Here is a 15,309-nt window from a genome sequence, read left to right on the forward strand (position 1 = left end):
GCGGACATGCTGATTCGCGCGGGCTTCATGTCAGAACGGTGGCGGGTCTGAGTCATGTTGCATGGCCTCGTATTCGGCGTTCGGAGCGGTGGGCTGGTCGGTGTCGAGGGCTTCTTGGTTGGCTTCGCGTTCGGTGAGGGCGCGGTGGCGTCGCTGGTGTCTGCGGGTGGCGCGTCGGGTGGGCATCTTGAGTTCGTTGGCGTGTTGTGGTGGTGGCGGGTGGGCGGTGATGGGTGCGGTGGGTGCGCACAGGTGGGGGAAGTCGGTGTGGCTGCCGGGGCGGGTGGTGTGGGTGCGTCCGTCCGGGGTGGTCCAGATGACGGTGCCGTCGGGGAGCTGTCGGTCGTGCCAGCCGTTCCAGAAGGTTTTGAGCAAATGATGTTCACGGCAGAGGCATTTCAGGTTCGAGGCAGCCGTCGGCCCGTAGGGGTAGGGGATGGTGTGGTCGATGTCGGTAGTGCTGGCTGGTTTGGTGCAGCCGGGGTAGCGGCACGTTTGGTCGCGGCAGCGGATGAAGTCGACGAGTGTGGGTGAGGGGCGGTAGTGCGGTTCGGGGGGTGCTTGGCCGGGGTGCACGATGACCGAGATCGTGGCTCCGGTGGCGGCGCGGCGCGCAATGGCTCCGGGCAGCACGGTGCCGCTGAGGTTGGCGCCGTTGAGGAGGGTGGCGGTGGACAGACTGCTGAGGTGTTCGGGGTGGGGTCGAGGGTGGAACAGTTCGGCCCAGGTGAGTTGGGTGAGGGGTTTGTCGTAGAGCGGGGGCGATACCCCGTCGAGGCCGGCACATTCCTGTTCGGGGGTGATGAACGGGATGGGGGCGCGTGGGGCGAGCTCGGTGACGGTGGTGGGGTTGGGGATTGTGGGTTCGGTTGCGGCGGCGGTGTTGTTGGTTTCCGCGGCGGTGGCGTTGGCTGCGTCGGTTGCGGCGTCCCCGTCGAGGTCGTGGATGCCTGCTACTCCGTCGAGGTCGTCGGTGGTGTCGTCGACCGTGGTGTCGTCGATCACGACGTCGTCCACGGTGGTGTTGGCGACGGCGTCCGTGTCGGTGACGCCTTCCGTGGCGGTGAGCTCGGCGCCGGTGTCATCGTCGCCCTCGTCGGCTGATTCTGCGGTGGGACGGTCCGCGAGGATGGACAGGTCTTCGACCGCTGAGCCCGATTCCGTTGGCGAAAGCTCAGTTTCGGCGTCGACCGCGGCGTCGGCGTCCTGATCAGTGGGTGCGTTGATCCTCCACTCGGCGTCGACGTCCGCGGGGGCGATCTCGACTACCGACTCCGGTTCAATCGGTGCACTGTCGGCGGCGTCGGTGGCGTCCTCGGGCTCGACCTCGGCCTGGGGCACGTCGTGGGTCTCGTCCTCGGGTTCGGGCTCGGCCCCGATGCCGGGGTCCGCCAATGCATCACCGCGGGGCCCAACGACTGGTGGCACCACCGGCGGGAGATCAGAGGAGGACCCGTCTCCGGTGATGGTGTCGGGGTGGGCGATGAGGTGGATGACGACCCCGGTCGACGGTGGGCGCAGGAACGCCTCGCAGTCGGGGCGTTCGCACAAGCACGCCAGGCGGTCCTGGCCGTAGGACAGCGCCCCGATGGCTTCGGACCGCAGTTGGTCCTTGGTGCGCGGATCGTGCGGGCACACGGTGTCGGCCAGGGCGTCCAGGCGGGTGGTGAAGGCGGCGCCGTCGGTGGCGAACAGGCTGGCATAGAGCTGGGCGATGCCGGTCTCGTCGTCGATGGTGACGTCCACCCGGCGGCCCTGCGCGCGCGTCTGGGTGCGGTGCACCGCCGCGGGGTCCAGGCGCCAGATCTCGGCGTCGATGGCCTTCTGCGCCCGGTAGAGCGAGGTGGGGTAGTCGGTGCCGGTGAACCGTGCACTCAGGGCGATGTCCAGGGCCTCCCAGACGGCGGGGTCGATGACCGCCGAGGCGCGGGTGGTGATCAGCCGCACGATCGGATAGCTCAGGCGTCCGTCGGTGAACAGGGCCTCCAGGCGGGGGAAGCGTTCGCGCGGGGCCAGGGCGACGAGCAGGGTGGCCGACACCGAGCGGGTGGTGAGGCGTTGGGCGGCGCCGATGTGGGCGCACACCGCGCTCCAGTTGTCGATGCACCATTGGTCACGATCAACCGATCCGTCGGCGGACATGGCGGCCTCAAGCATGGTCCGCATGGCGTGCAGGCGGTGCGCGCAGGCGGCGTTCTCCACCCGGGTCCACAGTTCGACGGCGACCGGTCCCTGCGCGCACAGCGCCGTGGTCACCAAGTCGTCGAACACGTGTTCGAGTCTATGGCGTCCCGTCGACCCCCGACAGCACCAATCCCCGCACCTGTGGATCAATCACCGCCTGGGGACAACCCGGGCCACCGCGTCCGAAAACGTCAGTGCCGCATGTTAGGCCGCACCGGGCGCAACAGAGCCAGGTCCACGAAGCAATCGAGGGTGACCCGGTGTATCAAGCACCGCCTCGGGACAACCCCGACCACCACAACCGAAAACGTCGGTGCCCCAAGCCAAGCCGCGCACGCAGCCCAAAACCCAAGGGCTAGATGGGGATCAGGCCGTGCTTGCGCGCCACGCGCTGAATCTGCTTGTCCCGCAACAGCCGCATCGCGCTGCGCAGGTGCAGCCGAGTCTGGTGCGGCTCGATGACGGCGTCGACGTAGCCACGCTCGGCGGCGATGTAGGGCGTCGCCAGATTGAGGTTGTAGCCCTCGATGAAGTCGGCCTTGATCTTCTGCACCTCGGGCGCCGTTGGATCGGGGAACCGCTTGACCAGCAGCTGGGCCGCGCCGTCGGCGCCGATGACCGCGATGCGCGCGGTGGGCCAGACGAAGTTCATGTCGGCCGTCAACTGCTTGCTGCCCATCACCGCGTAGGCGCCGCCGTAGGACTTGCGGATGGTGATGGTCACCTTGGGCACGTCGGCCTCGACGACGGAGTACAGGAATCGCCCGCCGCGCTTGATGATTCCGGCCTTCTCCTGCTGCACACCCGGCATGAAGCCCGGGGTGTCGACGACGAACACCAGCGGGATGTTGAAGGAGTCGTTGAAACGGACGAAGCGAGCCGCCTTGTCCGACTCCTCGTTGTCGATCGCTCCCGCGTTGTACATCGGCTGGTTGGCAATCACCGCCACCGGGTGACCGTCGACGCGGGCATACCCGGTGATGATTGCCGGGCCCGCTTGCGAGGCCACCTCGAAGAAGTCGCCGTCGTCGAAGATCCTCAGCAGGATCTCGTTCATGTCGTAGCCGGTGTTGTCGGCGTCCGGCACGATCGTGTCGAGCTCCAGATCGTGCGGGGTCACCTCGGGCTCGAGGCCGGGGTTGACGATCGGCGGCGAGTCGAAGGTGTTGGGAGGCAAGAACTCCAGGTAGTCGCGGACGTACTGGAAGGCCGCCTTCTCGCTCTCGACGACCTGGTGGATGTTGCCGTACTTCGCCTGGTAGTCGGCACCGCCCAGCTCGTCCAGCGAGACGTCTTCACCGGTGACGTCCTTGATCACGTCCGGCCCGGTGACGAACATGTAGCCCTGATCGCGGACCGCGACCACCAGGTCGGTCTGGATCGGCGAGTAGACCGCACCGCCCGCGCACTTGCCGAGGATGATCGAGATCTGCGGCACCAGACCGGACAGCAGCTCGTGCCGGCGCCCCAGCTCGGCGTACCACGCCAGCGACGTCGCCGCGTCCTGGATGCGCGCGCCGCCGGAGTCGTTGATGCCGATGATGGGGCAACCCACCATCGCGACCCACTCCATCAAGCGGGCAACCTTGCGGCCGAACATCTCGCCGACCGTGCCCTGGAACACCGTCTGGTCGTGGCTGAACACCCCGACCGGACGTCCGTTGATGGTGCCGTGGCCGGTGACGACGCCGTCGCCGAACAGCGCGGAGGGGTCACCGGGCGTCTTCGCCAGCGCGCCGATCTCGAAGAAGCTGCCCGGGTCGATGAGCGCATCGATCCGCGCACGGGCACTGGGGATGCCCTTCTTGGCCCGTTTGGCAGCCGCCTTCTCACCACCCGGCTCCTTGGCGAGCTCGAGCTTTTCGCGGAGTTCGGCGAGCTTCTCGGCGGTGGTGCGGGCCCGGACGGGTTCGACGGCTTCTGCGGTCACCTGGCTAGCTCTCCTTCTGACCCGACTGAATGCGGTTGATCGCCTCGCTCATGTGCGCGCCGACCTTCGCAATGTACGGCTCGTCGATGGCCTGGATGTGCTCGCCCCCGATGGCCACCACCTCGAGATCGGAGACGAACTCCCCCCAACCGCCGTCGGGCTGGCGGACGGCGTAGCGGGGCTCGAACTTGATGGCGTCGTCGTGATAGCGGTCGGCCATGTAGAGCGTGACGTGCCCGTCGTACGGCTCGATCTCGACGGTCTCCAGCGCCCGGTTGTCCAGGTAGGACGTTCGCTGGTGCTCGATGATGCCGCCGGGGATCTGGACGCCCGCGTTCTGCACGGCGTCGAGCACGAACTGCACCTGACCTGCGTCGTCGAGTTGCTCGAGCTCCTCATACGGGATCGGGGGAATCTCGACGTTGAAGTTCTTGGCCGCGAACTCCGCGTAGCGGTCCCACCGCTTGCGGGTCTCCTCCTTGGTCTGGGGAACCTCCTCGCCGGCCCGGACCGTGTCGATCAGTCCGACGAAGCGAACGTCCGCGCCGTGCTGCTTGAGCCCGATGGCGCAGGCGTACGCCAGTGCCCCACCGAGTGACCAGCCGGTGAGGATGAACGGCTTGCCGCTCGCCCCGTCCGTCCAGCCGTTCAGCTCCAACAGCTTCGGCACGTACTGCGCCGCCCGCTCCTGGATGGTGCCCTCGACGCGCTCCAGCCCCAACATCGGCGTGCCGGCGGGCAACCGCTTGAGCAGGGGCTCGTACACCACGGTCGACCCGCCCGCGGCGTGGAACACGTACACCGGCACGTCGTCGTCGGAGTCGGCCTTGCGGATCGTGCGGACGAAGCCGTCGAGCTCACCCGCCTCGAGGAACTCGCGCACCGTGGTGGCCAGCTCCTCGATGGTCTGCGCCTTCTTGACGTCCTCCGCCGTGATCGGTCCCTCGGCGCGTTCGGATAGGCGCTGCGCCATCTTCTCGGCCTCGTCGTCGGTCAGGGACCGCAGCGGGTTGAAGATGCCGCCCGGCGACTTGCCGGTGACGATCGCCCACGTCGCGAACGTCACGCGTTCGGCCGCATCGCGGGGAGGCACGTCGGAGTTCAGCGCCTCGGTGATCGCCTGCTGGTTGAGCACCTGAGCGGCGCCCGCCAAGTTGGGCGACCTCGCCGCGACACCCGGCCCGGCGGGGTTCGTCGGTGGCGGTGGCGGAGGTGGCGTGCCGGGGCCGGCGGGATTGCTCGGCGGCGCGGGGACGTCCGGGGTCTCGGCAGGAGCGGCCTCGGCGGCCTTCTGCGCCAACATCTCCTCGAGCTCGGCGACCGTGGTGGCCCCACCCATCAGCTCGGCCTGCGCGGCGGCGATCTCCTCGTCGGTCTGGGTCTTCTGCACCTCGGCCAGCTGGTCGACCTCGTCGCGGTGCTCGATCGCATAGGCGATGAGCTTCTCGACGGCGTACAGGTTGGCGTCGCGCACGGCGGTCAATTGGATGGGCGGGAGGTCGAAGTCGTACTCAACGCGGTTCTTGATCCGGACCGCCATCAGTGAGTCCAGACCCAGCTCGATGAGCGGCACCTCCCACGGCAGGTCCTCGGGCTCGTAGCCCATGGCGCTGCCGACGATGGTGCCGAGGCGCTGCGCGATGGTCTCCCCCGAGTCCGGTGACCACTTCGCGAACCCGGCCGCCAGACCCGCGCCCGCGGTGAGGTGGTCCTGCAGGATGGCGGCGTCGTCCTCGGCCTCCTCCTCAACCTGTACCGGTTGCGGCGCAACGACTTCCGTCACCGCCGCACCCGCGCCGACCGCCGTCGGGAGTGCGGACGCCTGGCCGGCGCGCGTGACGATCGCGTCGTACACCAGCGTGAAGGACTCGTCGATGCGGGCGTGCACCTGCACGGTCGCGCCGCCGGGGTGGCGGGTCAGCGACGTCACCAGGCGAGCATCGTCGGCGGGCACCGCGCGCTGCTCGAACGCCGTCAGCTTGGCGTCCGGAAGCACAACTGCCGCAGCGGCTTTCACCAGCGCGGCGAGGTCGGTGGCGCCGCGCGGGACGTACTCCCAGACGTGGCGGCCGTCGGGCATGGCGACGTGGTTGCCGGGCATGATGTTCGAGCCATCCGCGGAGAACCGGACGTCGAGCCAGTGCGGCTTGCGCTTGAACCGCGTCGGCGGGATCGCGGCGAAGTCGCCCTTGTCGAACAGCGTCCGGAAGTCCAGATCGTGTCCGTGGACGAACAGCTGCGCCATGGCCGAGGTCATCGAGTCGACCTCGTCCTGCTTGCGCGCCAGGGTGGGGATCAACTGCCCGTCGTGCAGCCCGGCGGCGGCCGTGGTCAGCCCAACCTGCATGAGCGCCACCGGGTTTGGCGCCAATTCGAGGAAAGTGGTGTGGCCGTTGTCGACGGCGTTGCGGATGCCGTGCGTGAAGTACACGCTGTGCCGCAACCCCTTCTTCCAGTAGTCGACGTCGTGGATCGGCTCGCCGCCTGCGCGCAGGAAGCTGCCCTCGTGGACGGTGGAGAAGTACGGCGTCTGTAGCGGCAGCGCCTTGATGCCCTGCAATTCGGCGGCGAGTTCACCGAGCAGCGGATCCATCTGCTGGGTGTGGCTGGCGCCCTTGGTCTGGAACTTGCGGGCGAACTTCCCCTCGGATTCGGCGCGCGCGATGATGGCGTCCACCTGCTCGGGCGGGCCGCCGATGACCGTCTGGGTCGGCGCCGCGTACACGCACACCTCGAGGTCGGGGAAGTCGGAGAAGACCGTCTTGATCTCGTCGGCGGAGTACTCGACGAGCGCCATCAGCCGGATGTACTCACCGAACAGCATCGCCTCGCCCTCGCCCATCAGGTGCGCGCGCGAGCAGATGGTGCGGGTGGCATCCTCCAGCGACAGGCCCCCTGAGAAGTAGGCGGCGGCCGCCTCACCGAGCGACTGCCCTACCAGCGCACCGGGTTTCGCGCCGTGGGCCTTCAGCACCTCGCCGAGCGCCACCTGGATCGCGAAGATCACGGTCTGCGTGGTCTCGATGCCGTAATCCTGTGAGTCGTCGAGGATCAGCTCGACGATCGAGTATCCGAGCTCGTCCTGGATCAGGGCGTCGACCTTGTTGATCCACGTCGCGAACGTCTCGTCGCGCAGGTACAGGCTCTTGCCCATCTTGCGGTGCTGGGCACCGAAACCCGCGAGCACCCAGACGGGTCCGTTGGAGACCGGGCCGTCGGCGGCGAGCACCAGTGGGCTCTGCTTGCCGTCGGCCAGCGCGCGCAGTCCCTTGACCGCTTCGGCGTGGTCGTGGGCGAGGATCACCGCGCGGGAGCGGCCGTGGTTGCGCCTGCTCAGCGACCGGCCGATGGATTCCAGGGACGCCGACTGTCCCTCGGGGCTCTCGATCCAGTCGGCCAGCTCCGCGGCGGTGGCCCGCTTGCGGGAGGTCAGGAAGCCCGAGACCGCCAGTGGGACAATTGGTTTCGCGGGTTCTTCGGACTCCAGCTCTTCACGCGCGATCTCGAGCAGGCGCAGCGCCTCGTCGGTCAGACCCGGCAGGTCGGGCTCGGCGTCGGCCTCGGCGCTGACGGCCTCGACGCCGATCTCGTCGTCGACGAACTCGCCGTACTCGTCCATCCGCACGCCGCCGACGTAGACGGCGTCGGCCTCGGACGTCACGTCCTCGACGACGGGCTGCACGACCGCCTCGGGTTCGACCAGATCGGACGGCAGGACCTCGCGCACCACGAGGTGGGCGTTGGCGCCACCAAAGCCGAAGCCGGAGACCCCGGCGATCGCATGCCCGCTGTAGCGCGGCCAGTCGACGACACCGTCGTTGACCTTGATCCGGATCTTGTCGAAGTCGATGTACGGGTTGGGCCCGGCGTAGTTGATCGACGGGGGCAGCTTGTCGTTGCGCAGCGACAGCGCGACCTTCGCCAGGCTCGCGGCGCCCGCGGCCGACTCCAGGTGTCCCAGGTTGGACTTCACCGCACCGAGCAGCGCGGGACGGTCGGCGGCGCGACCCTTGCCGATGACGCGGCCGAGGGCGTCGGCCTCGATGGGGTCACCGAGGATCGTGCCGGTGCCGTGCGCCTCGACGTAGTCGACGCTGCGCGGGTCGATGCCGGCGTCCTTGTAGGCCTTGCGCAGCACCTCGGTCTGCGCATCGGGGTTGGGCGCGAGCAGTCCGTTGGAGCGGCCGTCGTGGTTGACTGCGGAACCCGCGATGACGGCCAGGATCTCGTCACCGTCGCGGCGGGCGTCGGCCACGCGCTTGAGCACCAGCATGCCGCCGCCCTCGGAGCGGGCGTAGCCGTCGGCGTCGGAGGAGAAGGACTTGATCCGGCCGTCGGGCGCGAGCACGCCGCCGACCTCGTCGAAGCCGATCGTGACGAGCGGGGTGATGAGCGCGTTCACGCCGCCGGCCAGCACCACGTCGACGTCGCCGGCGCGCAGCGCCTTGACCCCCTCGTGCACCGCGACCAGCGACGACGAGCAGGCGGTGTCGATGGCCATCGACGGCCCGCGGAAGTCGTAGAAGTAGGACACCCGGTTGGCGATGATCGAGCTCGTCGTCCCGGTGATGGCGTAGGGGTGCGCGACGGCGGGGTCGGACACCGACAGGAAGCTGTAGTCGTTGTTGGAGGCGCCGACGTACACGCCGACGGCAGCACCGCGCAGAGTCGACGCGGGAATCCTGGCGTGCTCCAACGCCTCCCACGTCAGCTCGAGCGCCATCCGCTGCTGGGGGTCGATGTTGTCGGCCTCCATCTTCGACAGTGCGAAGAACTCGGCGTCGAAGCCCTTGATGTCCGACAGGTAGCCGCCCCGGGTGCGCGCCTTGGCGACGCGCTCGGCGATGCGCGGCTCCCCGAGGAACTCCTCCCAGCGACCCTCGGGCAGATCGGTGATGGCGTCGCGGCCCTCGAGCAGCGCCTGCCACATCTCGTCGGGAGTGTTCAGGTCGCCGGGGAACCTGGTGCCGATGCCGACGATGGCGATGTTCGCCATGTCCTCGTCGACGGTGCGCGACCAGTCCTCGCCGTCGTCGAACGCCTCGTCGTCCTCGGGCTCGCCCTCGACGATGACGGCCGCCAGCGACTCGATCGTCGGGTGCCGGAACGCGACCGTCGCGGTCAGCGTGACGCCGGTGAGGTCCTCGATGTCGCTGGCCATCGCGACCGCGTCGCGCGAGGACAGCCCGAGCTCGACCATCGGCACGGACTCGTCGATGGCGTCCGGGGACTGGCCGGTGGCGTCGGCGATCCAGTTGCGCAGGTACTCGCGCAACTCGGCGACGGTCTTGTCGGTGCGGGCCGGCTTGTTCTCAGAAGTCGAATTGTTCTCGGCTGCAGTCATCTTCAGGTCCTATGTTCATCGCGCGAGCGAGTCGGCCACCGCGTGACTCCCCGTGACGACGGGCTCAGTCCGTCTGGTCGGGGAAGTCGCTGGTCGTCTTTCCACTCCGCAGATTGCCGTTGAGGTAACCGGTGCGGCAGGCCCGGCGACCGATCTTTCCGCTGGAGGTGCGCGGAATCGCGCCCGCCGGGGTCAGCAGGACGTCACGCACCGTGACGCCGTGGCGCACCGCGATCGCGGCGCGGATCTCGTCCGCGACCGGCTCGAGGTCCATCTTGTTGGCGCCCGGCGCGCGCTCGGCGACGATCACCAACTGCTCTGAGGTGTCCTCGGGATCGCGCTTGAGCCCGGCGTGGGCATTCTCGAAGACCTCTGCGGGCAGCTGGTTGGCGGGCACCGAGAACGCCGCGACGAAACCGGTGCGCAGAGCCTTGCTCGCCTCCTGTGCGGAGTACTCCAGATCCTGCGGGTAGTGGTTGCGGCCGTCGATGATGACGAGGTCCTTCACGCGGCCGGTGATGTAGAGGTCGCCGTCGTAGAAGGCGCCGTAGTCCCCGGTGCTCACCCAGGTCGCGTCCTCGGGCGCGCCCTCGGCGTGCGACGACTCGATCCTGGACTTGAGGAGGTTCTGGAACGTGGCGACGGTCTCCGCCGGCTTGCCCCAGTAGCCCGTGCCCATGTTCTGGCCGCTGATCCAGATCTCGCCGATCTGGCCGTCGGGCAGCTCGGTGGCGGTGTCCGCGTCGACGATCACGGCCCACTCGGCGACGCCGACCTTGCCTGCGGACGCCTGCGCGACGGCCGACGGCGCGTCGTGGGCGACCTCGACGAAGCGATGGTTGTTGAGCTGCTCGCGGTCGACGTGCACGATCTTCGGCGGCTCGTCGGCGGGCGTCGTCGACACGAACAGCGTGGCCTCGGCGAGTCCGTAGGACGGCTTGAGCGCCTTGGGATCGAAGCCGTACGGGCCGAACGCGTCGTTGAAGCGTCGCACCGTCGCGGCGGAGATCGGCTCGCTGCCGTTGAGCACCGCCCGGATGTTGGACAGGTCCAGCGGCGGCTCGCCGTCCTTGGGCACCCCGCGCGCGGCGGCGTGGTCGAACGCGAAGTTCGGCGCCACCGAGATCACCATGCCGGTGTCGTCGGGCTTGCGCGCCATCTCGCGGATCCACCGCCCGGGCCGGCGCACGAACGCGGCGGGGGTCATGAACGTGATGTAGTGCCCGACCACCGGCGAGATCATTGCCGTGATCAGACCCATGTCGTGAAAGAACGGCAGCCAGGTTACGCCGCGGTCGCCCTCGTCGCCGCCGATGCCCTCGATCACCTGGACGATGTTGGTCGCCAGGTTGAGGTGGGTGATCTGGACGCCGGTGGGGATGCGCGTGGAGCCCGACGTGTACTGCAGGTAGGCGATCGTGTCGGGGGTGACCTCCGGCTGCTCCCACGTCGCGCCGACGTCGGTGGGCACCGCGTCCACGGCGATCACGCGGGGGCGCTCCTTGGCGGGCCTGGTGCGGAAGAACTTGCGCACGCCCTCCGCGGAGTCGGTGGTCGTCAGGATGGCAGTCGGCTGGCAGTCGTCGAGGACGGCGTGCAACCGGCCGACGTGACCCGGCTCGGAGGGGTCGAACAGCGGGACGGCGATGCGGCCCGCGTACAGCGCGCCGAAGAAGCCGACGAGGTAGTCCAGGTTCTGAGGGCAGAGGATCGCGACGCGGTCACCGGGCTGGGTGACCTGCTGCAGCCGCGCGCCCACCGCCTTGTTGCGGGCGCTGAAGTCGCGCCAGTTCAGGTTGCGGGCGACGCCTTCGCGCTCGGTCGAGAAGTCGATGAACTGATACGCCGTCTTGTCGCCGCGGATCTTGGCCCACTTCTCGACGTGTTTGACGAGGTTGCCGTTGTCGGGAAACCGGACGAGGCCGTCCTTCAAGAACGGATTGTGGAATCCCATGTCACTCTCCTGTCGAAGCCGATCCCGCCGCGAAATCGGGCGAGGCCAAACCTCAAGATCGTACCGGGGCCGCGGTCGGTAACCGCTCGACCTGCTGTCTGACACCCCGCCGTGTTTCTCGGGCGAGCGTTCTACTTCTTACGTTTCTCTTAATGTTAGGGGACGGCCCAGCGCAGGCCAAATCACGATTCAACTGTGTTTCGGATGCGGTGCGTTCTCGATGAGGCCCTGGGCCCACGACTCGGTCCACTGCGTCGCGGTCTTCCCGTCCAGCACCCAGAACTCCGGGGTGTTGTACAGCGCGTGCACCGGCTGGCCGGCACCCCCGCTGAGGGTCTCTAGGGTCTTGGGCAGGTTGACGATCGAGAAGGCGCCCTCCGGCGCCGAGCAGATCAGGTCACCCGGCCCGCAGATCTGATTGGTCCGGTCGTTCAGCGTGCCGAAGCCACCCGGGCGCGGACCCGTCATCGCCAACCCCAGCGCCGACAGCGTCGGCACCTCGTGCAGCGTGATCTCGGCGCCCTGCCCGTCGGGGTTCGGGCCGATGTCCTGGCCGACGCCGATCTGTCTGCGACCGTCGGCGATCAGCGTCACCCCGAGCACCAGGTCCGCGTCGACGGGCCCGCGGCCGTTGCCGATGTCGCTCGCGATGTCCCCGGCGATCACCGCGCCCTGGGAGAACCCCACGATCACGTAGCTCGTCAGCGGGCAGCGGGCGTTCATGTCCTTCAGCGCCTGCACCGCGGCCTTGGTGCCCTCGGCCCGGCTGTCGTTGTAGGACATCTGGTTGTCGGCGGCGAACGGATTGTGGAACTGCGCGGTGTACGGAACGGTGTACTCGGCCAGCCGGTCCTGACCGAACGCCTGGCGCAGCGGGTTCGTGACGTTCAGCAGCAACGCCAGCGGAAACTGCGTCGGGTTGGTGGGATCCAGCTGCGGCGAGGACTCCCACGTGCCGGGGATCGACAGCAACATCACGTCCGCGCAGCTGGCGTCCTGCGACTCCGGCCGCGGCTTGGTGGTGCCCGGCGTGGTGATGCCGGTCGACGGCTGTGCCGTCGGGGGCGTCGCGGTCGGCGGTGACGGCTCGGGCGCCCTCAGCAGGATCCAGATTCCCACGGCGACGAGCCCGACGAGCACCGCGACGGCACCGGCGGCGGTGAGGGCGAGGACGCGGTGGCGCTTGCGCCGGCGAGTGTTGGCCATGGCGTGGGGTGGTCTCCTACTCGCTAACAGAGGGTGGCGGTCGCGATGCGAATGTAGTCGGCGGTCGCGGCGTTCACCTGACCGGCGGGGGGCGCGTCGGCTCCCGAGCGGGGTACCTCGGCAACGGGAGCGGCGTCGGCGTCCCTGACGTCACCGCGCACCATCGGCAACACGAAGTCCCACACCGCCTGGTCGCTCTGGTGGGCCGCCCGCGCCTGACAGACGTAGGAGCCGATGCTCAACGCCGACAGCTCGCTCGACGGTCGGACGCCGGCCTGACCGAGCGCATCGAGGTAGGCCCGCTGCGCGGGAGTCACCACCATCTCGGGTTCCTGGCCCGGCGGGGGCGCCGGCGGCTGCGCGAAACTCGGCGCGCTGCTGCCGGGTGCCGACGACTCCGAAGGCGGCATGCCGATCGTTGCCATGACGCCGTCGCCGACGCCGCACCCGCTGGCCATCAACGCCGCACAGGCCACCGCGGCGCTTGCCGTCCGAGGTCCGCCCACATGCACGCCTCCAACGTACCGGCTGGTCCGGGCAGCCCCCGGCAACCGTTTGCTGTACCTGCGCAGCGGCGTACGTCTACCTGATCGCGGCGACGAGGTCACTCGACATCGTGCCGAGTTCCGGGCCCCAGCTACCCCAGTCGTGTTGCCCGCCGGTGGGGAAGTCGAAGTGTCCGTTGTGGCCGCCGACGTGGCGGTACTCCTGGTAGAAGAAGCGGTTGGTGCCCGCCGCCTGGTCGCAGAAGCCGATCATCGCCGGCGGGTCGGTGCAGTCCGTCGCGGCCGGGCTGTACACCCAGACCCGGGTGTTGTTGTCGGCCAACAGTTGCGCGTGCACGTTGGGCGAATGCCACTTCCATCGCCCGAGCTGCGGCAGCCCCCACATGTTGCGGATGTCGACGCCACCGTACTGGGCCAGGCCCGCGGTGATCGCGCCGTCGACGCCGGTCCGCTCCGGCGCGAGGAAGCCCGACATCGATCCGGCGTAGCGGAACCGGTCGGGGTGGAACGTCGCGAGCGCCATCGCGCCGTACCCGCCCTGCGCGGCGCCGACCACACCGTGACCGTTGGGGGCCAGGCCCTTGTTCGCGGCCAGCCAGTCGGGCAGCTCCTGGGACAGGAACGTGTCCCACTGCCTGCTGCCGTCCTGCTCCCAGTCGGTGTACATGCTCCACGCGCCGCCCGCGGGGGCCGCCACCGAGATGCCCTTGCCCGCCAGGGTGCTCATCGCGTTGCCCGCGGTGACCCAGTTGCTGACGTCGGGCGCGGCGTCGAAGGCGTCGAGCAGGAAGACCGCATGCGGCCCGCCGCCCTGGAACGCCACCGGGATGTCGCGGCCCATCGCCGCCGACGGGACCATCAGGTACTCGACGGCCGCGGCGCGGGCGGGGGCGTGGGGACCGGCCAGCCACATGCCGACGGCCAACACGAGCGCGCACGTCGTCCGGAACAGCCTCATACCCTCGTCACCCATCTGTCGATCGACTCGAAGGACGTCGCCGACGTCGCTCGAGACGTAGTGAATCACACCGCGGCGAGCGGCCGCGCCGGAAACGAAGGACGGCGGCGACCCCTGAGAGGATCGCCGCCGTCTGTCGTTCGAGTTTTGCTACGCCATTCCTAGGCCATTGCCTACGACGCGGTGGGAACCGCGCCGAGAACCCGCTGCAAGTCAGGCTTCATCTGCTGCAGCTGCTGTCCCCAGTAGGGCCAGTCGTGCGTGCCCGCATCGGGGAAGTTGAAGACCCCGTTGTTGCCACCCGCGGCGATGTAGTTCTGCTGGAAGGTGCGGTTGGTGCGGATCGTCAGACCCTCGAGGAACTTGGCGGGCAGGTTGTTGCCGCCCAGATCGCTCGGCGTGCCGTTGCCGCAGTACACCCAGATGCGGGTGCCGTTGGCGACGATCGTCGGGATCTGCACCATCGCGTCGTTGTACTTCCACGCCGGATCGGTCTCGGCCGGTCCCCACATGTCGTTGGCCTTGTAACCGCCCGCGTCACCCATGGAGATGTTGATCAGGCCCGGCCACCAACCCTCGGACGGGTTCAGGAAGCCCGACATCGAGCTGGCGTAGATGAACTGCTGGGGGTGGTGCGCCGACAGGATCAGCGCGGAACCACCGGCCATCGAGAGACCCACGGCGGCACCGCCGGTGGCCTTGACGCTCTTGTTGGCCGCCAGGTAGGCGGGCAACTCGGAGGTCAGGAACGTCTCCCAGTTGTAGGTCTGGCAACCGGTCTTGCCACATGCGGGCTTGTACCAGTTGGAGTAGAAGCTGGACTGTCCACCGACCGGCATCACGACCGACAGGCCCGAGCCGTTGTACCACTCGAAGGCGGGGGTGTTGATGTCCCAGCCGTTGAAGTCGTCCTGGGCGCGCAGCCCGTCGAGCAGGTAGACCGCCGGGGAGTTGGGGCCACCGCTCTGGAACTGGACCTTGATGTCACGGCCCATCGACGCAGACGGCACCATCAGGTACTCGACTGGAAGACCCGGCTTGGAGAACGCGCCAGCGGTCGCCGAGCCTCCGACGACTCCGACCAGCCCCGCCAGGGTTCCCGCCGCCATGGCAGCGACCGCGACGCGGCGCGCCATCTTGCCTACGAAACTCATGCCTGTGTAGATCCCATCTGTTTGAATGCCGCACGACAGACCCGCTGCGTGCCGCTGTAGTCAACCACACGCT

General features: G+C 68.7%; 8 protein-coding genes. All 8 read right to left on the reverse strand.

Annotated elements, in window-relative coordinates:
- Window positions 1-30: 30 nt before the first annotated feature.
- Window positions 31-2,271 (reverse strand): HNH endonuclease signature motif containing protein, encoded by a 2,241-nt coding sequence (locus G6N60_RS25655; protein WP_163742676.1) that lies wholly within the window; start codon window positions 2,269-2,271, stop codon window positions 31-33.
- A 268-nt stretch (window positions 2,272-2,539) separates the two neighbouring features.
- Entirely contained in the window at window positions 2,540-4,114 is a 1,575-nt protein-coding gene (locus G6N60_RS25660) for an acyl-CoA carboxylase subunit beta (protein WP_163742679.1), read from the reverse strand.
- A 4-nt stretch (window positions 4,115-4,118) separates the two neighbouring features.
- Window positions 4,119-9,458, reverse strand: coding sequence for a polyketide synthase Pks13 (gene pks13, locus G6N60_RS25665; protein WP_163742682.1), 5,340 nt, complete (start codon window positions 9,456-9,458; stop codon window positions 4,119-4,121).
- A gap of 64 nt (window positions 9,459-9,522) precedes the next feature.
- Window positions 9,523-11,412, reverse strand: a complete 1,890-nt coding sequence (fadD32, locus tag G6N60_RS25670) for a long-chain-fatty-acid--AMP ligase FadD32 (protein ID WP_163742685.1) — start codon at window positions 11,410-11,412, stop codon at window positions 9,523-9,525.
- Between the two features lie 189 nt (window positions 11,413-11,601).
- Complete coding sequence (gene culp6 / locus G6N60_RS25675; RefSeq protein ID WP_163742688.1) at window positions 11,602-12,618, reverse strand: carboxylesterase Culp6; 1,017 nt, start codon at window positions 12,616-12,618, stop codon at window positions 11,602-11,604.
- Window positions 12,619-12,641: 23 nt separating this feature from the next.
- The gene (locus G6N60_RS25680; RefSeq protein WP_246241043.1) at window positions 12,642-13,130 is read right to left on the reverse strand and encodes a DUF732 domain-containing protein; all 489 of its coding nucleotides are present in this window, start codon (window positions 13,128-13,130) and stop codon (window positions 12,642-12,644) included.
- Between the two features lie 70 nt (window positions 13,131-13,200).
- Window positions 13,201-14,097 (reverse strand): alpha/beta hydrolase-fold protein, encoded by an 897-nt coding sequence (locus G6N60_RS25685; protein WP_246241045.1) that lies wholly within the window; start codon window positions 14,095-14,097, stop codon window positions 13,201-13,203.
- 158 nt (window positions 14,098-14,255) lie between these two features.
- On the reverse strand, window positions 14,256-15,236 hold the full coding sequence (locus tag G6N60_RS25690; protein ID WP_163742691.1) for an esterase family protein: 981 nt from the start codon (window positions 15,234-15,236) through the stop codon (window positions 14,256-14,258).
- Between the last annotated feature and the right edge of the window lie 73 nt (window positions 15,237-15,309).

It is taken from the genome of Mycolicibacterium madagascariense (assembly GCF_010729665.1).
GTDB classification, from domain to species: domain Bacteria; phylum Actinomycetota; class Actinomycetes; order Mycobacteriales; family Mycobacteriaceae; genus Mycobacterium; species Mycobacterium madagascariense.